Raw genomic sequence first — 19,623 nt, 5'->3', positions numbered from 1 at the left:
GGGGGTCCGGGGGTTGACCCCCCGGGAACTGCAGCACGGGGGCGGTAGGACAGTGCCGCCCCGTTACGAGGCCAGCGTGGCCAGCGGCACATGCGGGTCCGCCAGCGCGTCGGTGTCCACTTGTGCCTTCGTACGGATCAGTTGCTGGATCGGCTCCGTGACGTCCCACACATTGACGTTCATCCCGGCCAGCACCCGGCCCTCCTTCAGCCAGAACGCGATGAACTCCCGCTTCCCGGCGTCGCCCCGGATCACCACCTGGTCGTACGACCCCGGCGGCGCCCAGCCGCTGTACTCCATGCCCAGGTCGTACTGGTCGGAGAAGAAGTAGGGCACGCGGTCGTAGGTGACGTCCTGGCCGAGCATGGCGCGGGCGGCGGCCGGGCCGCCGTTGAGGGCGTTGGCCCAGTGCTCGACGCGCAGCCGGGTGTCGAACAGGGGGTGCGGGAAGGAGGCCGCGTCGCCGGCGGCGTAGATGTCCGGGTCGGACGTGCGCAGCCGCTCGTCGACCGCCACGCCACCGCCGTGGGCGCGGTCGGCCAGCTCCAGGCCCGCCGCCTCCGCCAGGGCGACGCGCGGTGCCGCGCCGATCGCGGCGAGCACGTCGTGGCAGGGGTGCTCCTCGCCGTCGTCGGTGCGGGCGGCCAGCACCATGCCGTCCTGCCCGACGATCTCGGTGAGCACGGCGCCGAAGTGGAAGCGGACGCCGTGCTCGCGGTGCAGCTCGGTGAAGATCTGGCCGAGCTCGGGGCCGAGGACGTGGTGCAGCGGGGTGGCGGACGGTTCGACGACGGTGACCTCCGCGCCGTACTCGCGGGCCGCCGCCGCGACCTCCAGGCCGATCCAGCCGGCGCCGGCGATCACCAGGTGGCCGTTGTCCCGGCCGAGGTGGGCCAGGACGCCCTTGAGCCGCTCGGCGTGGGCGAGGCGGCGCAGGTGGTGGACGCCGGCGAGGTCGGTGCCGGGGATGTCCAGGCGGCGCGGCTCGGCGCCGGTGGCCAGCAGCAGCTTGTCGTAGCGGACGTGGGTGCCGTCGTCGCCGAAGTGGACGGTCCTGGCGGCGCGGTCGATGGAGTCGACCGTCTGGCCGAGGTGCAGCTCGATGTCGTTCTGCGCGTACCAGGCCGGTTCGTGCACGAAGACCGTGTCGCGTTCGTCCTTGCCCAGCAGGTAGCCCTTGGACAGCGGTGGGCGTTCGTAGGGGTGGTCGCGCTCGTCACAGATGAGGATGACGCGGCCGCTGAAGCCCTCCGCACGGAGGGTCTCGGCCGCCTTGGCGCCGGCCAGACCCCCTCCGACGATGACGAATGTCTGATCCGCGTCGACCACTTGTTGCCTCCTCGTCAGGGTGCCGCCACATGCGAGCGTCCCGCACGGAGCGTGGTGCGGGAAGAGGGAGTGGCCCGATCAGGCCACGGAGGGTCACCTGGAGGCCTGGTCACGGCGCCCGGATCCCCTCTGGAACCGACTGTTGTCACATGGGTATCACCGGTATCACGGACGACCGTAAGCGCGCTGTCAGTGTCATGCGCGCCCCCTCAGGCGTGCGTGCAGCGAGCGGGCCGAGGCGTCGGTGAGGGAGGCGATCTGGTCGACGACGACGCGCTTGCGGGCGCGGTCGTCCCGGGCCTGGTCGAACAGGGCCCGGAACTGCGGGTCCATGCCCTCGGGGGCGCGCGCGGTGAGCGCCTCGGCCAGCTCGGCGACCACGATCCGCTGGTCGGCGCGGAGCCGTTCCTGTTCGGCGCGTTGCATGACGTAGCGGTCGGCGACGGCCTTGAGGACCGCGCACTCCATTCGGGTGCTTCTGGGCACGACCAGCTCGGCGCCGTAACGGCTCAGCCGCCCGCTGCCTCCCCCAGAGCCTGAACGGCCTGGGCGGTACCCCCACGTCTGCCGGGTGGCGCCCTCGGCGGCCAGGCAGAAGCGGCCGATGAGCTGGCTGGTGGCGTCCTTCAGCCGGGCCTGGGCGACCGCCGAGCCGTCGTAGCCGTGCGGCCACCACTCCTGGCCCAGCAGGCGGTCCAGAGCCTCGGCCAGCTCCTCGGGGTCGGTGTCGGCGGGGACGTAACGGCCGACGGCGACCGCGAACACCGCCTGCCGCTCCGGTTCGTCCTGGAGGCAGTTCGGGTCGATGTGGCCGGCGTGCAGGCCGTCCTCCACGTCGTGCACCGAGTACGCCACGTCGTCGGACCAGTCCATGACCTGGGCCTCGAAGCAGGTGCGGGTGCCGGGCGCGTCCTTGCGGACCCAGTCGAAGACCGGCCGGTCGTCCTCGTACACGCCGAACTTGGGGGAGGCCGGGTCGCTGGGGTGCGCGCCGCGCGGCCACGGGTACTTGGTGGCGGCGTCGAGGGCGGCGCGGGTGAGGTTGAGGCCGACGCTGACCAGCTCCCCGGAGGCGGGGTCGGGCACGAACCGCTTGGGTTCGATGCGGGTGAGCAGCCGCAGGGACTGGGCGTTGCCCTCGAAGCCGCCGCAGTCCTGGGCGAACTCGTTCAGCGCCTGCTCGCCGTTGTGCCCGAAGGGCGGGTGACCCAGGTCGTGGGAGAGGCAGGCCGCCTCCACCAGGTCGGGATCGCAGCCGAGGGCGGCGCCCAGCTCCCGTCCGACCTGCGCGCACTCCAGCGAGTGGGTGAGCCGGGTGCGGGGGCTCGGGTCCCACGCCTGGCTGCGCTCGCCGGGTGTGACCACCTGCGTCTTGCCCGCCAGGCGTCTGAGCGCGCCGGAGTGCAGCACGCGCGCGCGGTCGCGCTGGAAGGCCGTACGGCCCGGCCGTTTGTCGGGCTCGGCGGCCCACCGCTCGACGGCGGACGCCTCGTAACCGGCGGGCGGGAGATGGTTCTCGTACTGCCCTGCTGCCTCGGCTGCCCCGGGGGCGATCCCTTCCATGCATCGACAGTAAGCGCAGCCGCCGACAATCGGGACGTCACCGTCCGGCTCCGGTCGGTGGTCGTGGGACCGGTGACGCCGCCGCCGGACGCGCGGGTCAGGCCGGCACGCGCGCGTCCCGCGCCGAGGCCGCCGGCGCCGCCAGGGCGCGGTCGTAGCGGTGCAGGACCAGCCGGGCCATCGCCGGGTGGTCGCCGAGCGGGGCGGAGGCGATCCAGGGGGCGGCCTCGGCGCACTGGGTGGCGAAGCGGCCGGGGGCGGTGAAGCAGGAGGCGACGGCGACGCGGTGGCGGCCCCGGGCCGCGAGGGCACGCAGGGCGGCCGGGACGGAGGGGCGGGCGGCGGAGGCGTAGGCGGGCACGACGGGCACGCCGAGGCGGTCGGCGAGGAGCCGCGCGGTGCGGCGGGTGCCGGCCGCGGACTCGGGGTCGCGCGAGCCGGCGGCGGCCAGCACCACCGCGCTCGTCCGGCGCACGGCGTCGTCGGTCCCGGCCTGGGCGGGCCAGCCCGCCTCGACCAGACGGTCGTACAGGGTCTCCACGAGCAGCGGGTGCGGGCCGAGCGGTGCGGCCACGCGCGTGCGTGCCGGTGCGGCGGCGGCCGTCTCGGGGATGTCTCGTTTGACGTGGTGGCCCGGGCTGAGCAGCAGCGGCACCAGGACGGCGTCGCCGTGGCCCAGCCCGGCGAGGGTGTCGGGGAGCAGCGGCTCGTTCAGCTCGATGTGCCCCAGGTGCACGGACAGTCCGGGGCGCAGCTCGCGGACCCGGTCCATGAGGGCCCGTACGGTGCTCAGCGCGCGCGGGTCGCGGCTGCCGTGCGCCACGAGGACGAGGGCGGGCGGCGCGGGCCGGCGTCCGCCGCTGGGCGACACCAGGCCGAGCCGGGCGGCGAGCCGGGTGCTGATGCTGCTCATGAGCTGCGCCGTGCTGTCGAGGCGGGCATCCGGCAGCGGCGGCCCGCCGGGGCCGTGGAAGGACGCGTGGCGGGACTCGCCGCGAGGAGGGTTCGACGCCGTCATGCACAGATCCTGACGGTGTGAGGTTGCCGCGTCGTTGCGTCGCCGTGACCGGGGTGTTTTCCGGCATTTCACGGCGCGGGGGCGGGCGGGGTGAGCAGGCTCGCCCGCTCCCCGCCCCGCCCGGCGAACCGGGTGGCCGCGCAGCGCGTCCCTATGGGCATGCCGGGCATGAAGATCCACCGACCGAGGCTGCCGCGCACCCGCGCCGGGCGGCGGCGGCTGGTGCAGACCGTGATGTCGTTGTGCGTGCTGGCGCTGCTTCCGGCGACCTGGCTGTTCGTCGCGACCGGCGACCGGCTGCGGACCACGGCCGATGTGCCGCGCACCGAGGTCGGCGTGGTCTTCGGCGCGGGCCTGTGGGACGGCGAGCCGTCGCCGTATCTGGCGCACCGCCTGGACGCGGCGGCGCGGCTGTACCACGCGGGCCGGGTCCAGGTGCTCCTGGTCACCGGCGACAACAGCCGCGAGGACTACGACGAGCCGGACGCCATGCGCGCGTACCTGACCGAGCACGGGGTCCCCGCCGCCCGGATCGTCACCGACTACGCCGGCTTCGACACCTGGGACTCCTGCGTGCGCGCGAAGAAGATCTTCGGTGTGGACCGGGCGGTCCTGGTCAGCCAGGGCTTCCACATCCGCAGGGCGGTGGCCCTGTGCGCGGCGGCGGGCATCGACTCCTACGGCGTCGGCGTGGCCGACAAGCACGACGTCACCTGGTACTACGGCGGCACCCGCGAGGTGTTCGCGGCGGGCAAGGCGGTGCTGGACGTGGTGTTCCGTCCCGACCCGACGTTCCTGGGGCCGAAGGAGCACGGGGTCGCCCGCGCCCTGGCCGGCGCCCGGTGAGCAGCGCCCTTCTCCCGACGGCGGCCTCACGGCGGCCGGGCCGGCGCTGCGAGGTCACCGTGCCGGACGCGTAACAGCGGCCGCCCGGGCGTGTAACACGGCCCGCGCACGCTGAGCGGCATGCAGCGACAGACCTCCGCGACGCCCACGCACTGCCCGTACTGCGCCCTGCAGTGCGGGATGAACCTCACCCCCGCCCCGGACGGGGGCGTGGAGGTGACCGAGCGCGCGGACTTCCCGGTGAACCGGGGCGCGCTGTGCGGCAAGGGCCGCACGGCGCACGCGGTGCTCTCCTCCCGGGCACGGCTGACCTCCCCGCTGGTGCGCTCCGGCGACGGCACCCTCGCGCCGGCCACCTGGGAGGAGGCGTTGGACCGCATCGCCGGGGCACTGGCACGCGCGCGCGAGGAGCACGGCCCGGACGCCTGCGGGGTGTTCGGCGGGGGCGGGCTGACCAACGAGAAGGCGTACGCGCTGGGCAAGTTCGCGCGGGTGGTGCTGGGCACCTCGCAGATCGACTACAACGGTCGCTTCTGCATGTCGTCGGCGGCGGCCGCCGGGACGCGGGCGTTCGGGCTGGACCGGGGGCTGCCGTTCCCGCTCGCGGACATCCCCCGCGCCGGCTGTGTGATCCTGGTCGGCTCCAACCCGGCGGAGACGATGCCGCCCTCGCTGCGCTACTTCACCGAGCTGCGCGAGAACGGCGGCACGCTGATCGTCGTCGACCCGCGCCGGACGAAGACGGCCGAGCAGGCCGATCTGCATCTGGCGCCCCGGCCCGGCACCGACCTCGCCCTGGCGCTGGGCCTGCTGCACCTGGTCGTCGCCGAGGGCCGCACCGACGAGGCGTACATACAGGAGCGGACGACCGGCTGGGAGGAGACGCGGGCGGCGGCCATGGCGCACTGGCCGGAGTACGTGGAGCGGGTCACGGGGGTGCCCGTTCCCCGACTCCGGGAAGCGGTGCGGATGTTCTGCGCGCCGGAGTCGGCGATGGTGCTCACCGCACGCGGCCCCGAGCAGCAGGCCAAGGGCACGGACACGGTGGGCGCGTGGATCAACCTGTGCCTGGCGACCGGCCGGGTGGGCCGGCCGCTGTCCGGGTACGGCTGCCTGACCGGGCAGGGCAACGGGCAGGGCGGGCGCGAACACGGCCAGAAGGCCGACCAGTTGCCCGGCTACCGCAAGCTCACGGACCCGGCGGCGCGACGGCACGTGGCCGAGGTGTGGGGCGTGGACCCGGACAGCCTGCCGGGGCCGGGCCGCAGCGCGTACGAACTCCTCGACGCGCTCGGCACGGACGTCCGCACCCTGCTGCTGATGGGCTCCAACCCGGTGGTGTCGGCGCCGCGCGCCGCGCATGTGGAGGAGCGGCTGGCATCGCTGGACCTCCTGGCCGTCTGCGACGTCGTGCTCTCGGAGACGGCCGCGCTGGCGGACGTCGTCCTGCCGGTCACGCAGTGGGCGGAGGAGACGGGCACGACGACGAACCTGGAGGGCAGGGTGCTGCTGCGGCGGCGCGCGATCACGCCGCCCGACGGGGTGCGCAGCGACCTGGAGGTCCTGCACGAACTGGCCGCGCGGCTGGGCGTGGAGAAGGGCTTCCCGACCGATCCCGAGGAGGTCTTCGAGGAGCTGCGCCGCGCGAGCGCGGGAGGTCCGGCGGACTATTCGGGGATCACGTACCGCAGGCTGGCGGAGGAGAACGGGGTGTTCTGGCCGTGCCCGGCGCCTTCCGACCCGGCCGGCACCGTCCCCGATCCCGGTCCCGTCTCCTCCCCCCTTGCCGCTCCCGCTCCCGCCTCCTCTCCCGCGTCCGGTTCAGAGGCGCACCCGGGTACTCCCCGCCTGTTCCTCGACCGGTTTCCCACCGAGGACGGCCGGGCCCGGTTCGCGCCCGTCTCGCACCGGCCGAGCGCGGAGGAGCCGGACGAGGAGTACCCGGTGCTGCTGACCACCGGGCGGGTGGTGTCCCAGTACCAGTCGGGCGCCCAGACCCGGCGCGTGGACGAGCTGAACGCCGCCGCACCCGGCCCGTTCGTCGAGCTGCACCCGCGGCTCGCCGCGCGGCTGGGGGCCGTCGAGGGCGACCCGGTGGCCGTGGTCTCCCGGCGTGGCCGTGCGGTGGCGCCCGCGCGCATCACGGCCGGCATCCGCCCGGACACGGTGTTCATGCCCTTCCACTGGCCGGGCGAGGGCCGCGCGAACACGCTGACCAACCCGGCCCTCGATCCGACCTCGCGCATGCCGGAGTTCAAGGTGTGCGCGGTGCGGCTGGAAGCGGTGCGTTCCTGAGGGCTGTCCCGTGATCCACCGCGGATCACGGGACAGCCCGTAGCGCTGCCGGGCGGCCTCAGCGCGGGCGGGACGACCAGACGCCTCCCTCGATGACCCGGCCGCCGTCGCGCAGGCGTGCGGTCACGACCGGACCCGCGACGTACACCCACGCCCGCACCGCCGTCTCGTCGGCCTCGCGGACGACCTCGCGTTCGACACGCTCGTACAGGCTGCGGGGGTCCCCGGCGACGTACCCCTCCAGCCGGTCGAGGACGGTGAGCAGTTCGTCGTACGTCTCGAGCCGTGCGGTCACCAGTTCGCCGCGCACCACGCCGCCCGGCTCCTCGACCGCGTACGGATAGCCGGGCCCCTCGTACAGCACGGCGCCGGTGAGGCGCGCCGGCTCCTCGGTCCGGGTGCGGCCGCGCAGGAGAACGTCGTGGTTGCGTTCGCCGGGGCGCAGGGTGCCGTAGACGAAGAACGGGAGGGGCTCGGGCGGCGGGGCAGGGGCCGGAACGATCACGGAAACGATTCTGTACTTCCTCCAGCTCCCCACACATCTCCATGGAGGCGGTATGGACACGACTTGTCATGGTCCCGTAAACCTGAACGAACGTCAGCGCCATCCCCATCCCCCATCGATGGCGCCTTCCCGAGGAGACCGATGAGTCGGACACGGCACACCCGAGGCGGCCGCCTGGCCACGGCCGGCATAGCCGCCACCACCGCCACCCTGCTGGCCGCCGTACTCTCCCCCGCCGCGCACGCGGCAGGCAGGCCCAGCCCCGCCACCGCGGTCCGGAACGCGGCCGCGGCGCTCCTGGACCACGCCACGGCCCTGGGACTGACCTCCGCCGAGAACACCACCGTCCGGGACGTCATCGTCGACAAGGACGGTACCCAGCACGTCCGTTACGACCGCACCTACGACCGGCTGCCGGTGCTGGGCGGCGACTTCGTGGTCCATCTGACCCCGGACGGCACCTACCGCGGCGCCGACCGGGCGACCAGGGGCACGATCTCGCTCCCGACCACCACCCCGCAGCTCGCCGCCCCCAAGGCCGCCGACCTGGCCGTCAACGCGCTGCGCGCCGCGAACCTCGGCGAGACCCTCAGGAGCGTCAAGGCCAGACCCGAACTGGTCGTCGACGCCCTGCACGGCGCCCCGCGCCTGGCCTGGCGCACCAACGCGGCCGGGCTGGACTCCCTCGGCAACCCGGTCGCCCGTACGGTGCTGACCGACGCCCGCACGGGCGCGCAGATCGACGCCTGGGACAGCATCGAGACGGCGACGGGGGACGGCAAGTCCCTCTACAGCGGCACTGTGGCACTGGAGACGACCCAGTCCGGCTCGACGTACCAGCTCAAGGACCCCACGCGCGGCAACACCTACACCGGCGACGCCGCGAACAAGACCGACCTGTGCATCTTCGGCATCTGCTTCAGCCGCGCCCCCGCGACCCTGCTCACCGACGCCGACAACCACTGGGGCACGGGCACCACGGCGGACCGCGCGTCGGCGGCCGTCGACGCGCAGTACGGGACGAACGAGACCTGGGACTACTACAAGAACGTCCACGGCCGGAACGGCATCGCGGGCGACGGCAAGGGCTCGTACAACCGCGTCCACTACGGCAACAACTACAACAACGCCTTCTGGGACGACAGCTGCTTCTGCATGACGTACGGCGACGGCGACGGGACGACGTTCGGGCCGCTGGTCGCGCTCGACGTCGCCGGCCACGAGATGACCCACGGCGTGACGTCGAAGACGGCGGCGCTGACGTACTCGGGCGAGTCCGGCGGCCTCAACGAGGCCACCTCCGACATCCTCGGCACGATGGTCGAGTGGTACGCGAACAGCTCCTCCGACCCCGGTGACTACCTCATCGGCGAGAAGATCGTCCGCTCCGGCTTCGGGGGCACGGCCCTGCGCTACATGGACAAGCCGTCAAGGGACGGCACCTCGGCCGACTACTGGACCAGCTCGGTCGGCAACCTCGACGTCCACTACTCCTCCGGCGTCGCCAACCACTTCGCGTACCTGCTCGCGGAGGGCAGCGGCGCGAAGACCGTCAACGGCGTCGCCTACGACTCGCCGACGTACAACGGCACGGCGGTGACCGGCATCGGCCGCGACAAGGTCGGCAAGATCTGGTACCGCGCCCTGACCGTCTACATGACGTCCTCGACCAACTACGCGGGCGCCCGCACGGCCACCCTGAACGCGGCCAAGGACCTCTACGGCTCCGGCAGCGCGGAGTACAACGCGGTGGCGGCGGCCTGGAGCGCGGTCAACGTCAACTGACCGCCACTGGACGATGCGACGGCCGCCCCGCTCTCATGGCCCGCGCGGCCATCGCATCGTCCTACCCGCAGGGCACGTCCCCGCGCCGGGCGACCGGTGCCGCGCTCACTCCACGATCCGCCGCACCTGCTGCCCCGTGACGCGGGCGATGCCCTCGAAGTCGCCGTCCTCATGAAGGACGGTCGGCTTGTGGTGCCGGGCGGTGACCGCCACCAGCGGATCGACCGGGCTCGCGCACTGGTGCATGCCGCGGTCGGCGAGGTTCCGCCGCAGCGCGGAGGCGCGCTTGTGCCGGCGGACTGACACCCGTCCGCCGCCGGCCCACGGCGTCGACGGCTCCGACTGCCGTCACGGCCGTCACCAGGAAGGCCGTTGCCCCCAAGAGTGCCCTGGTCTCGTAGTACGGGCCGGGGCTCAGCGTCCGGGACACGGTCACGACCACGTACGCGGCCCCCGTGCCCACGAGGCCGGCGCAGGTCAGTCGCCCGGCCAGCCGGAGAGCGCGTGTGCGGCGACGGCCCGGCGGAAAGCCGGCCGCGTCCGTCACGTCCGCCGTCCCGGCCACCGCGTCCCGGCCGGCCGGCAGACAGGACGCCGCCCCGATCACCAGCCCCGCCCCTGCCGCCGACCACGGTGTCCCGAACATCACGCCGTAGCGCACCGCCAGCGCCGGCACGAAGAAGAGCGCGAGCCAGCGGAACAGGGCGTGCCACACGAACGACATCGCCAGACCGGCAGCGGACCGGTCGTCCCGCAGTCGGTGCGCGACCCCGCGCAGTGCCGCCAGAAGGCCGGCGGCCGCCGACGCGACCGGCAGGCGGTCGTTCAACCGCCCCAGGTTGTAGAGCAGGGCAGTGTCGTACACGACCAGCACCAGCACACCCAGAGCGCCCAGCGAGCCAATGAACACCAGGAGCCCGGACACGGAGGCCGGGGTCCGGGTGTCCACGGTGTCACGCGCCGCCAGACGGGCGAGGAAAAGGGGTGTGAGGACGGCGGAGACGGCTCGTACGACGATGTCGTCGACCGTGTACGGATTGCGCAGGTCCCACTCCACGAGACAGAACACGGCGGTGTACGACAGCGAGGCCAGCGGCAGCAGGGCGGACCGGGCGATCGCCCGGTACAGCTCCGCGTCGAACCACCGCACGACGACCGCGAAGGCCAGGAGGACGAAGGGCAGCTCGAGAAGGGCCTGGACCCGCAGGACCGAGGGAGCGAGGAGCTCGGGCGCGGGGAAGCCGTCGGCGAGCCGCCGCGACACGGGGCTCTCGGAGACGAGTTCGAACCATCCCGTCGGCAGGTACCGCGCGACGAAGGACGGGTCGCCGCCGTGCACACGCAGCACGTACACGGTGAACAGCACCTGGTTGACGTAGATCAGCCCGGTCACCACCGCCAGCGCGGCGAGCGGCGGCACCGAGCGGCCCGTACGAGACCGGGGCGGCGTCCGCCGGACGGCCGCCGGCACGCGCGGGGCGAGCACCAGAGCCAGAGCGACGGACACGACCACCACGGCGTCGACGAACACGGGCACCACCGTAGGCCAGGACGTCACGCCGCGGCGCCGCGCGCTCTGCCGTGCGGCTTCGGCGGCTCTCTCGGTACGGCGCCATCACACACGTCGCCGAACGCCCCTATGCTCACCGGCCGTTCAGGCAGGCTCGAAGAACGGCTCGGGCACGGAATCGGCCACGGTACAGGGCCGGAATCCGGGATCGACGCAAGCCGGGAGCATCAGGCGACCTCGCGCCTGACCCTCCCGTGGAGCGTCAGCCAGAACCTCTGCAACGACTCCTCCGGGCCACCCGCGTCGAAGCGGTTGCGGACCTTGCCGAGCGGATTCCACACCCGCCCGTCGGGCATCCGTACGCCGACCGGCTGGCCGAAGTAGGCCCGCTGTGCGGCGTCGAAGTCGACCCAGACCGCGCCGGCGCGGCGCACCAGGACCTCACCGACGTACGCACCGAGCCCGGAGAGCGTCTCGCGGGCCCGCTCCCCGTCGGAGCCGCCCTTGCGCAACCCGTCCACGAGGAAATCGACCAGGCGCAGACTGGCCGCCGAGTAGTCCAGCGGCAACCGGTTGCGTGTCGCGACCCGTTCGACGAAGGCCGCCGCGTACGCCCGCATCCCCCTCGCGTCCGGCACGCCCGCACTCGGCATGCGCCCGTCCGCCCCGCCCATGAGAAACCGCCCCCTCGCTCGGCCCACGCGGGGAACTTCGAGCAGCCCCCCTCATGTCCCAGCGGATCGAGCGGCCGAGGCGACACGGGTCAGAAGCATGCCGAATCTCACACCGGAATCTCACCCAGGAGCCGCAACCTTTCCACGGCTCGTGAGTCATGAACGCCGCATGCCGGACGAACGCCGGGCGCTCTCCGCCGACACCGGGCACGACGACCGACGCCGGCCGTCACCGCGCGCCACTCGGCAGAGTCACCGTCCCGGTGAACACGCCGTAGTTCTCGGCCCGTACCTCCTGACTGACCGTGATGTCCCCGCCCGAGTACGGCACCAGGAACGCGAAGGCGTACCGGTGCGTGGCGATCCGATACCCGTGCGCCGGGTCCAGGACCCAGGTCTCGTCGAAGCTCTTGAGCGTGATCCGACCGTCGGTCGCCCTCACTCCCGCCTTGCGCAGCTGAGCGAGCGTGGGCTGCACCTCCCGAACGGCCTTCTTCAGCGCCGGACGCCCGCGCGCGGCGGACAACCGCCACCCGGAAGCGGTGACCCGAAGCCGCACCCGGCCATCGGCCCCCGCGTCGGTCACCTTCGCGCTCTTGGCGTACGCCGCGAAACCGGCCAGCTCGGCCACCGGGTCCTCGACGTCGTCGGCGATGTCCGGATCGGACAGCGGCCCCTTCTTCCACGCCCCGGCGCCTTCCCTGACATAGCCCGTACCGCCGACGACGTACACCAGCTCGGGCTTGCGCTCCCCCTTGCCGGTGGTGATCGTGCCGATCTGCTCCAGTGCCTCGGGGGCGGTGGTGCGGTGCACGGTCGCGGCGTACGTGGCACTGGACGGCGCCTGCCCCCGCATGACGGCGGACTCGCTGCCGCTGAGAGTGAACGTCCACCCCTTCTCGGCCCCCATGGCCCGCCGGGCCCGCGCGACGAACTCCGCGGCGGTCCGCGGCTTCGCCGCGGGCTCGGCCGGGGTGTCCGGCGCGTTCTTCGGCTCGGGTCGCGCCTCGGCCGCCCCCGTGGACGCGTGCCGCCCCGCCTCCTTCCGCGTACCGTCGCTCCCGGAGCAACCGGACAGGGCCACGACGACCGCGACCGACACGGCGACGACGGCGCGGCGCCCACTGCGACGAAGCCCACTGGGGCGAAGACGTGTTCCGGACAGCACGAAGCAACCCTTCGACGGGGCGGGGGGTTCGATGGCGGGCCGTTTATACATCAACGACCGGTGTGAGCACGAGCGTTCGGACAAATGGGCACGAACCGCCTGGCAGGGGCTATCCAAAGGCGGATCCGGAGCCCGCGGGCTAACGGCCGTACGGCCGTCGCTCCTTGGCCTCCCGCAGCGCCTGCCCCCACCACGCCAGCTGGTCCAGCATCGACTTCGCCGCGGCGTCGGCGGCGGTGGGGTCGTCGAGACGGCCCTCGTCGTCGAAGGACGCGTGTGCGTTGTGGAAGGAGACCGTGTCGCGGACGGTGACCGCGTGGAGTTCGGCGAAGACCTGGCGGAGGTGCTCCACGGCGCGGAGGCCGCCGGACAGGCCGCCGTAGGAGACGAGGGCGACTGGCTTGGCCTGCCACTCGGCGAAGTGCCAGTCGACGAGGTTCTTCAGGCCGGCGGGGAAGGAGTGGTTGTACTCGGGGGTGAGGACGACGAAGGCGTCCGCCCACGCCAGTTTCGGTGTGATGTCCGCCAGGGCCGCCGTCGCCTCCGGGCCGCGCGCCAGGGTCGTCGGCAGGGCCGCCGTCTCCGCCACGTCCACGACCTGCGGGACCAGGTCGGCGCGGTCGCGGAGGCGGGCGAGGAGCCAGTCGGCGACCACGGGGCCGAAGCGGCCGTGGCGGTTGCTGCCGATGACGAGGGTGACCTTCAGGGGTTCCGCGGTGGTGTTCATGCGGCACAGCCTGATACCTCAAGCTTTGTCGAGGTCAAGCCGGTCACGCCCCGGTTTCGCGTCGCCGTCGAGCCCGAGCGTCGCGATCACCCGTTCACCCCCGCGCTGCGCACCCTTCGGGGTGTTTCCCGACGAGCCGTCAGCGAAGCCACGCTGACCTGCTCAAACACCCCTCGTCACGCCTCCCCGGCGAGACGTCTCGACACCCGTTCACCGCATTTCTGACGTGCCCTCAGGAAGCGGGCTCGCGTCCGTGCCACTTACCTCGAAAGGGCAGGGCGCGGCGACGGCCACGGCACTCGTGGGTGCCGCTGGGCCGTGCCGCCGCCGCGGGACCGCAGGGCAACAGCAGAACCGCAGAGCTGGGAGGAGGACCGATGCGACGTCTCGCTCGTCTGTCGTCGGCCGGGGCCGTGACCGGGGCCGCGCTCGCCGTCGCCGCCGTGAGCGGTCTCGCCGCGCCCGCGTACGGCGCCGAGGACGCCGTCGTGGCGGCGCGTCCCTCCGGCCCGGCCACCGGCGCTCTCGAGGTGTACCCGTCCTCGGTGGTGCCGGGCGGTCATGTCAGCGTGAACACCAAGGCGTGCGGCGCGAAGGGCTCCGCGGCGGGTGACGCGAGCGCCGTCGGCGCGGGCGCCTTCCCGCTGGCGCCGAGCGCGCACGAGGGCGACGCGATCGGCCAGTTCCGGGTGCCGGAGAGCGCGCAACCGGGGACGTACGAGATCGTCGCGGACTGCGCCGTGGGCGGCCGGCGGGTCAAGGGCGATCTGATCGTCACCCTCAGTTCCGCCCAGGGGCAGCTCCAGCCCCGGGGAAGTGTGAAGACGGGGGTCGGCGGCGCGCTGGGCGCCGACCCCGTACGGACCGCGGCCGGCGTGGCGGCTCTGGCCGTCGCCGCCGCGGGCGGTACCTGGCTCCTGCATCGCCGGGCGAGAGGCGACGGGATCTGACGGACACCCTCCGCTGTCCGTCCACCGGTACCGCACGTCCCTCCCCCTCCGGGCCCGACGCCCCTCGTGGCCCGGAGGGGGCACGGGGCACCGGATCGAAACGGGGTCCATGAAGCGTCGGGGGTGCAACCAGCGGGGGCCGACACGGGGGCGAGAGGTGTTCGTATGCGCAGGATAGGCAACTCCGCGATAGCCACCGTGACCGTCGTCGCCCTCTGCTCCGGCGTATGGCTGCTGCGTGGCACCGGCCACGAGCAGCCGCCGCCCCAGCCCGCCGCGGCCGAGGGCCACCCCGACCCCGGCGAGGAACGGCTCGCCGCCCCCGCCCTGCCGCCGTCCCCGCCCCTCCGTATCCGCATACCCTCGATACGGGTGGACGCCCCCTTGATGGGCCTGGGCCTGACCCCCTCCGGCAGCCTGGACGTCCCGCCCTCCCAGGAGAAGAACCTCGCCGGCTGGTACGAGGCCGGCACCACGCCCGGCGAGAACGGCACCGCGATCGTCGCCGGCCACGTCGACAACACGGAGGGTCCCGCCGTCTTCTACGACCTCGGCGCCCTGCGCAAGGGCAGCATCATCGAGGTGGACCGCCGGGACCGCAGCGTCGCCGTCTTCACCGTGGACGCGATAGAGGTGTACCAGGCCAGTCACTTCCCCGACCAGAAGGTCTACGGCGCCGCCCCGCGCCCCGAGCTGAGGGTGATCACCTGCGGCGGCGGCTACTCCCGGTCCACCGGCTACCAGGGCAACGTCGTCGTCTTCGCCCATCTGACCGGCAGCCGCTGACCGGCCGACCGTCTCCCGGTCCCCGCCTCGTACCGCACCCCGGCCGCCCCCTCGATCCGCTCCTCGGCGGCCCCCGCACACACCTCACACCACACCCCGGCCGCCCCCGCGAACCCCTCACATCCACCCCCGGCGCCCACTGAGGGCAGCGTTCCGTACGGGAAACAGGTGTGATGCGGCCGGGTAACGTCCGCGCCGCAGGCTCGGGTGCATGACCTCGAATGCGCGTGTGGTGGTGATCGGCGCCGGCCTCGCGGGTGTGACCCTCGCCCGGCGGCTCGGTGAGCTCGGCACGCCCGCGCTGGTCGTCGGCGAGGAGGAGCATCCGCCGTACAACCGGGTGCTGCTCGCCGAGGTGCTGGCCGAGCGGTACGCACCGGAGGTGATCGCGCTCCCGGCGCCCGCCGGTCTGGTCCGCGCCCGGGTCACCGGGATCGACCGCGCCGCACGCGAGGTGCGGTGCGCCGACGGCTCGTCGATCGGCTACGGCACGCTGGTGCTGGCCACGGGTTCCAACCCCGTGCTGCCCCCGCTGCGCGGTCTGTTCACACCGGACCACGAGCTGCCCGAGGGCGTCCACGCCTTCCGCACCATGGACGACTGCCTGGGCCTGTCCAAGGCCGTACGGCCCGGGGTGCGCGCGGTCGTCGTCGGCGGCGGGCTGCTCGGCGTCTCCGCGGCCCGCGCGCTCGCGGCCCGCGGCGCGCAGGTGGTCCTCGCCCAGCAGGCCGAGCGCCTCATGGAACGGCAACTGGACCCGGGCGCCTCCCGGCTCGTGCGGCACCACCTGGAGGGCCTCGGCGTCGAGGTGCACACCGAGTGCCGGGTGCGGGACGTGCGCTGCGTGGGCGGCGCGGTCCGCTCGGTGGAGATGGCGGACGGGTACGCGCTCGACGCCGACCTCGTGGTGGTCGCCTGCGGGGTGCGTCCGCGCACCGGCCTCGCCGAGCAGGCGGGCCTCACCGTCCGCAAGGGAGTCCTCGTCGACGACGAGCTGCGCACCTCCGACCCGCACGTCCACGCCATCGGCGACTGCGCCCAGCACGCCGGCACCGTGTACGGCCTGGCCGCACCGGCCCTGGAACAGGCCGGCGCGCTCGCCGCGCTGCTCGCGGGCGACCCGGACGCCCGGTACACCGGCACCCGTTCCCTGACAAGGCTGACGCTCACCGGCCCGCACTCGCCCTTCGACCTCGCCGCGTTCGGCGAGACCGAGGCCCGCCCCGGCGACGACGTCGTGCAGCTCGCCGACGCCACCCGCGGCACCTACCGCAAGGTCGTCGTCCGCGACGACCGCCTGGTCGGCGGGGTCCTCGTCGGCGAACTCGGCACCGTCGGCGCGCTCGCCCGCGCCTGGGAGGGAGCAGAGCCGCTCCCGACGGACGGCGGCCCCCTGCTCCACCTGCTCACCAACGACGGAGGCTCCTGATGTCCACGGACACCGCCACGGACACCCGCACGGACACCCCCACGATCGTGCTCGTCGGCCACGGCATGGTCGGCCAGCGCTTCCTCGAAGCGCTGGCCGAGCGCGGCCTGACCGCCACGCACCGGGTGGTCGTGCTGTGCGAGGAGCCGCGCCCCGCGTACGACCGTGTGCAGCTCACCTCGTACTTCTCCGGCCGGACGCCCGAGGACCTCTCGCTGACCGACCTCGCGTTCATCGAGGACCACGGCATCGAGCTGCACCTCGGCGACCCGGCCGAGACCGTCGACCGGGAGGCGCGGAAGGTGACCGCCCGGTCGGGCGTGGTCGTCGGCTACGACATCCTGGTCCTGGCCACCGGCTCGTACCCGTTCGTGCCGCCCGTCCCGAACAAGGACGCCACCGGCTGTTTCGTCTACCGGACCATCGAGGACCTCCTCGCCATCGAGGAGTACGCGAAGGCGAGGGCGACCACCGGTGCCGTGGTCGGCGGCGGTCTGCTCGGGCTGGAGGCGGCCGGCGCGCTCAAGGGCCTCGGACTGGACGCCCACATCGTGGAGTTCGCGCCGCGCCTGATGCCGGTGCAGGTCGACGAGGGAGGCGGCGCGGCGCTGCTGCGCACCATCGAGGAGATGGGCCTCGCCGTCCACACCGGCGTGGGCACCCAGGAGGTCGTCGTCGACGACTCCGGCGCCGTCACCGGCATGAAGCTGTCCGACGGCTCCGAGCTCGCCACCGACATGGTGGTGTTCTCCGCCGGGGTCCGCCCCCGCGACCAGCTCGCCCGCGACTGCGGACTGACCGTCGGCGAGCGCGGCGGCATCGCGGTCGACGAGCAGTGCCGTACGGTCGCCGACCCGCGTGTGTTCGCGATCGGCGAGTGCGCGCTGGCCGCCGACGGCCGGGTGTACGGCCTGGTCGCGCCGGGCTACGAGCAGGCCGAGACGGCGGCGGCGACGATCGCCGAGGACGAGGCGGCGTTCACGGGCGCCGACCTGTCCACCAAGCTGAAGCTGCTCGGCGTGGACGTGGCGTCCTTCGGCGACGCGCACGGCGCCGCCGAGAACTGCCTGGACGTGGTCTACTCCGACTCCCGGGCAGGTCTGTACAAGAAGCTGGTCATCGGCCGGGACGGCACGCTGCTGGGCGGCATCCTGGTGGGCGACGCGGAGGCGTACGGCACGCTGCGCGCGCTCACCGGTTCGGTGCCGCCGATCGCCCCGGAGTCGCTGGTGCTCCCCGCCGGCGCGGGCGCGCCCGCGCAGCTCGGCCCGTCCGCGCTCCCGGACGACGCGGTGATCTGCTCCTGCCACAACGTCACCAAGGGCACGATCCGCGGCGCGGTCACCGAGCACGCGTGCACCACCGTGCCCGCGGTGAAGAAGTGCACCAAGGCCGGCACGGGCTGCGGCAGTTGCGTCAAGGTGCTCACCCAACTGGTGAACGAGGAGCTGGAGGCGAGCGGCGTCGAGGTCGACAAGGGCCTGTGCGGCTGTTTCGGGCAGACCCGTGAGGAGCTGTACGAGATCGTCCTGGCCCTGCGCCTCACCTCCTACCAGGAGCTGCTGGACCGCTATGGCCGCGAGGAGACGAGGGGCGGCGACGGCTGCGAGACCTGCAAGCCGGCGGTGGCCTCGATCATCGCCTCGCTGGCCCCGGCGATCGGCGCCCACGGCCATGTCCTGGACGGCGAGCAGGCCGCGCTCCAGGACACCAACGACCACTTCCTGGCCAACCTCCAGAGGAACGGCTCGTACTCGGTGGTGCCGCGGATCCCCGGTGGCGAGATCGCCCCGGAGAAGCTGATCGTGATCGGTGAGATCGCTCGGGACTTCGGCCTCTACACGAAGATCACCGGCGGGCAGCGCATCGACATGTTCGGCGCCCGGGTGGAGCAGCTGCCCCTGATCTGGACCCGCCTGGTCGACGCCGGGTTCGAGTCGGGGCACGCGTACGGCAAGTCGCTGCGCACGGTGAAGTCCTGCGTCGGGCAGACCTGGTGCCGCTACGGCGTCCAGGACTCGGTGCGCATGGCGATCGACCTGGAGCTGCGCTACCGGGGGCTGAGGTCCCCGCACAAGCTGAAGTCGGCGGTCTCCGGGTGTGCCCGCGAGTGCGCGGAGGCCCAGTCGAAGGACTTCGGCGTGATCGCCACCGCGGCCGGCTGGAACCTGTACGTCGGCGGCAACGGCGGCGCCACCCCGCGCCACGCGGACCTGCTGGCCCAGGACCTGTCGGACGCCGAACTGGTCCGGCTGATCGACCGGTTCCTGATGTTCTACATCCGCACCGCCGACCGCCTGGAGCGCACCAGTGTCTGGCTGGAGCGGATCCCCGGCGGCCTGGACCACGTACGGGACGTGGTGGTGCACGACTCGCTCGGCATCTGCGACGAGCTGGAGGCGCTGATGGCCGCGCATGTGTCCCACTACCGCGACGAGTGGGCCGAGACCCTCGACGACCCGGAGAAGCTGGCCAGGTTCGTGTCCTTCGTCAACGCGCCCGACACGCCCGATCCGGTCGTCGGTTTCGTCCCCGAACGCGACCAGATGAAGCCCGACCTGCCGCTGCTGTCCATCGGCATGCGACCCGCCGACGCCACCGAGACCACCGGAAACCTGGAAGACGTCCTGGAAGGAAGCGCCCAGCGATGACCACCCTGGCCCCCGAGAAGACCGACCTGAAGGTGCAGCTGCGGCTGGACGACGACTGGTTCACCGTCTGCGACCTGAGCGCGCTGCTGCCGGGCCGCGGGGTGGCGGCCCTGCTGCCGGACGGCCGTCAGGTGGCCGTCTTCCGTGACCGTTCCGGGCGCGTCTACGCCATCGACAACCGCGACCCCTTCACCGGCGCCGCCGTGCTCTCCCGCGGCCTGACCGGCACCCACCGGGGCCGCCCGTTCGTGGCGTCCCCGCTGCTCAAGCAGCGCTTCGACCTGGCCGGCGGCCGGTGTCTGGATGACGAGTCGGTGCGGGTGACGGCGTACGAGGTCCGGATGGCCTGAAGCCTGCTCCGGGCGCGAGGAAGGGGCGGCGTCCCCG

General features: G+C 73.3%; 16 protein-coding genes. 8 read left to right on the top strand and 8 right to left on the bottom strand.

Features of this window, described 5'->3' with window-relative positions; translation table 11 throughout:
- Nucleotides 1–63 precede the first annotated feature (63 nt).
- From ACWDUZ_RS07105 to ACWDUZ_RS07095, 3 genes are all read right to left on the bottom strand, one after another.
- A complete protein-coding gene (locus tag ACWDUZ_RS07105) occupies nt 64–1,329 on the bottom strand; it encodes an NAD(P)/FAD-dependent oxidoreductase (protein WP_451630782.1) in 1,266 nt (421 codons plus the stop codon).
- A gap of 195 nt (nt 1,330–1,524) precedes the next feature.
- On the bottom strand, nt 1,525–2,892 hold the full coding sequence (locus tag ACWDUZ_RS07100) for a deoxyguanosinetriphosphate triphosphohydrolase (protein WP_451630781.1): 1,368 nt from the start codon (nt 2,890–2,892) through the stop codon (nt 1,525–1,527).
- 97 nt (nt 2,893–2,989) lie between these two features.
- Nucleotides 2,990–3,910 carry a sirohydrochlorin chelatase gene (locus tag ACWDUZ_RS07095; RefSeq protein WP_451630780.1) on the bottom strand — a complete coding sequence of 307 codons (921 nt, stop codon included), beginning with the start codon at nt 3,908–3,910 and terminating at the stop codon, nt 2,990–2,992.
- A 168-nt stretch (nt 3,911–4,078) separates the two neighbouring features.
- On the opposite strand from ACWDUZ_RS07095, the gene ACWDUZ_RS07090 reads away from it, so the two are divergent.
- Nucleotides 4,079–4,756, top strand: a complete 678-nt coding sequence (locus ACWDUZ_RS07090) for a SanA/YdcF family protein (protein ID WP_451630779.1) — start codon at nt 4,079–4,081, stop codon at nt 4,754–4,756.
- 120 nt (nt 4,757–4,876) lie between these two features.
- On the top strand, nt 4,877–7,051 hold the full coding sequence (locus tag ACWDUZ_RS07085; RefSeq protein WP_451630778.1) for a molybdopterin oxidoreductase family protein: 2,175 nt from the start codon (nt 4,877–4,879) through the stop codon (nt 7,049–7,051).
- A 58-nt stretch (nt 7,052–7,109) separates the two neighbouring features.
- On the opposite strand, the gene ACWDUZ_RS07080 is transcribed toward ACWDUZ_RS07085, so the two are convergent.
- The gene (locus tag ACWDUZ_RS07080; protein ID WP_451630777.1) at nt 7,110–7,556 is read right to left on the bottom strand and encodes a gamma-glutamylcyclotransferase family protein; all 447 of its coding nucleotides are present in this window, start codon (nt 7,554–7,556) and stop codon (nt 7,110–7,112) included.
- 141 nt (nt 7,557–7,697) lie between these two features.
- Here ACWDUZ_RS07080 and ACWDUZ_RS07075 point away from each other — a divergent pair, with 141 nt between their 5' ends.
- Nucleotides 7,698–9,341, top strand: coding sequence for a M4 family metallopeptidase (locus ACWDUZ_RS07075; RefSeq protein WP_451630776.1), 1,644 nt, complete (start codon nt 7,698–7,700; stop codon nt 9,339–9,341).
- A 169-nt stretch (nt 9,342–9,510) separates the two neighbouring features.
- Here ACWDUZ_RS07075 and ACWDUZ_RS07070 read toward each other — a convergent pair whose 3' ends face one another.
- The 4 genes from ACWDUZ_RS07070 to ACWDUZ_RS07055 all read right to left on the bottom strand — a co-directional run bounded on the left by ACWDUZ_RS07070 (nt 9,511) and on the right by ACWDUZ_RS07055 (nt 13,420).
- Nucleotides 9,511–10,872, bottom strand: coding sequence for a hypothetical protein (locus ACWDUZ_RS07070; protein WP_451630775.1), 1,362 nt, complete (start codon nt 10,870–10,872; stop codon nt 9,511–9,513).
- 206 nt (nt 10,873–11,078) lie between these two features.
- Nucleotides 11,079–11,504 (bottom strand): hypothetical protein, encoded by a 426-nt coding sequence (locus tag ACWDUZ_RS07065; RefSeq protein WP_451630774.1) that lies wholly within the window; start codon nt 11,502–11,504, stop codon nt 11,079–11,081.
- A 250-nt stretch (nt 11,505–11,754) separates the two neighbouring features.
- Entirely contained in the window at nt 11,755–12,627 is an 873-nt protein-coding gene (locus ACWDUZ_RS07060; protein WP_451630773.1) for a hypothetical protein, read from the bottom strand.
- 205 nt (nt 12,628–12,832) lie between these two features.
- Nucleotides 12,833–13,420, bottom strand: a complete 588-nt coding sequence (locus ACWDUZ_RS07055; RefSeq protein ID WP_451630772.1) for an NADPH-dependent FMN reductase — start codon at nt 13,418–13,420, stop codon at nt 12,833–12,835.
- A gap of 377 nt (nt 13,421–13,797) precedes the next feature.
- Here ACWDUZ_RS07055 and ACWDUZ_RS07050 point away from each other — a divergent pair, with 377 nt between their 5' ends.
- The 5 genes from ACWDUZ_RS07050 to nirD all read left to right on the top strand — a co-directional run bounded on the left by ACWDUZ_RS07050 (nt 13,798) and on the right by nirD (nt 19,586).
- On the top strand, nt 13,798–14,370 hold the full coding sequence (locus ACWDUZ_RS07050; RefSeq protein ID WP_451630771.1) for a hypothetical protein: 573 nt from the start codon (nt 13,798–13,800) through the stop codon (nt 14,368–14,370).
- Nucleotides 14,371–14,535: 165 nt separating this feature from the next.
- Nucleotides 14,536–15,156: a class F sortase gene (locus tag ACWDUZ_RS07045; protein WP_451630770.1), complete on the top strand. Its 621-nt coding sequence runs from the start codon at nt 14,536–14,538 to the stop codon at nt 15,154–15,156.
- A 211-nt stretch (nt 15,157–15,367) separates the two neighbouring features.
- Entirely contained in the window at nt 15,368–16,585 is a 1,218-nt protein-coding gene (locus tag ACWDUZ_RS07040; RefSeq protein ID WP_451630769.1) for an NAD(P)/FAD-dependent oxidoreductase, read from the top strand.
- Nucleotides 16,585–19,236, top strand: coding sequence for a nitrite reductase large subunit NirB (gene nirB, locus ACWDUZ_RS07035; RefSeq protein ID WP_451630768.1), 2,652 nt, complete (start codon nt 16,585–16,587; stop codon nt 19,234–19,236). The genes ACWDUZ_RS07040 and nirB overlap by 1 nt, the downstream gene beginning before the upstream one ends.
- Nucleotides 19,233–19,586 (top strand): nitrite reductase small subunit NirD, encoded by a 354-nt coding sequence (gene nirD / locus ACWDUZ_RS07030; RefSeq protein WP_451630767.1) that lies wholly within the window; start codon nt 19,233–19,235, stop codon nt 19,584–19,586. The genes nirB and nirD overlap by 4 nt, the downstream gene beginning before the upstream one ends.
- The last annotated feature ends 37 nt before the right edge of the window (nt 19,587–19,623 follow it).

Source organism: Streptomyces sp. NPDC003393 (assembly GCF_053589015.1).
Note: the sequence above shows the minus strand (reverse complement) of the source record. Positions and strands in the feature narration are given on the sequence as shown.

Excerpts from the sequence above, each read along its gene's own strand:
- ACWDUZ_RS07065 (WP_451630774.1), bottom strand. The coding sequence starts at position 11,504 with ATGCCGAGTGCGGGCGTGCCGGACGCGAGGGGGATGCGGGCGTACGCG.
- ACWDUZ_RS07095 (WP_451630780.1), bottom strand. The coding sequence starts at position 3,910 with ATGACGGCGTCGAACCCTCCTCGCGGCGAGTCCCGCCACGCGTCCTTC.
- ACWDUZ_RS07075 (WP_451630776.1), top strand. The coding sequence starts at position 7,698 with ATGAGTCGGACACGGCACACCCGAGGCGGCCGCCTGGCCACGGCCGGC.
- nirD (WP_451630767.1), top strand. The coding sequence starts at position 19,233 with ATGACCACCCTGGCCCCCGAGAAGACCGACCTGAAGGTGCAGCTGCGG.
- ACWDUZ_RS07055 (WP_451630772.1), bottom strand. The coding sequence starts at position 13,420 with ATGAACACCACCGCGGAACCCCTGAAGGTCACCCTCGTCATCGGCAGC.
- ACWDUZ_RS07040 (WP_451630769.1), top strand. The coding sequence starts at position 15,368 with ATGACCTCGAATGCGCGTGTGGTGGTGATCGGCGCCGGCCTCGCGGGT.
- ACWDUZ_RS07090 (WP_451630779.1), top strand. The coding sequence starts at position 4,079 with ATGAAGATCCACCGACCGAGGCTGCCGCGCACCCGCGCCGGGCGGCGG.
- nirB (WP_451630768.1), top strand. The coding sequence starts at position 16,585 with ATGTCCACGGACACCGCCACGGACACCCGCACGGACACCCCCACGATC.
- ACWDUZ_RS07045 (WP_451630770.1), top strand. The coding sequence starts at position 14,536 with ATGCGCAGGATAGGCAACTCCGCGATAGCCACCGTGACCGTCGTCGCC.
- ACWDUZ_RS07100 (WP_451630781.1), bottom strand. The coding sequence starts at position 2,892 with ATGGAAGGGATCGCCCCCGGGGCAGCCGAGGCAGCAGGGCAGTACGAG.
- ACWDUZ_RS07050 (WP_451630771.1), top strand. The coding sequence starts at position 13,798 with ATGCGACGTCTCGCTCGTCTGTCGTCGGCCGGGGCCGTGACCGGGGCC.
- ACWDUZ_RS07085 (WP_451630778.1), top strand. The coding sequence starts at position 4,877 with ATGCAGCGACAGACCTCCGCGACGCCCACGCACTGCCCGTACTGCGCC.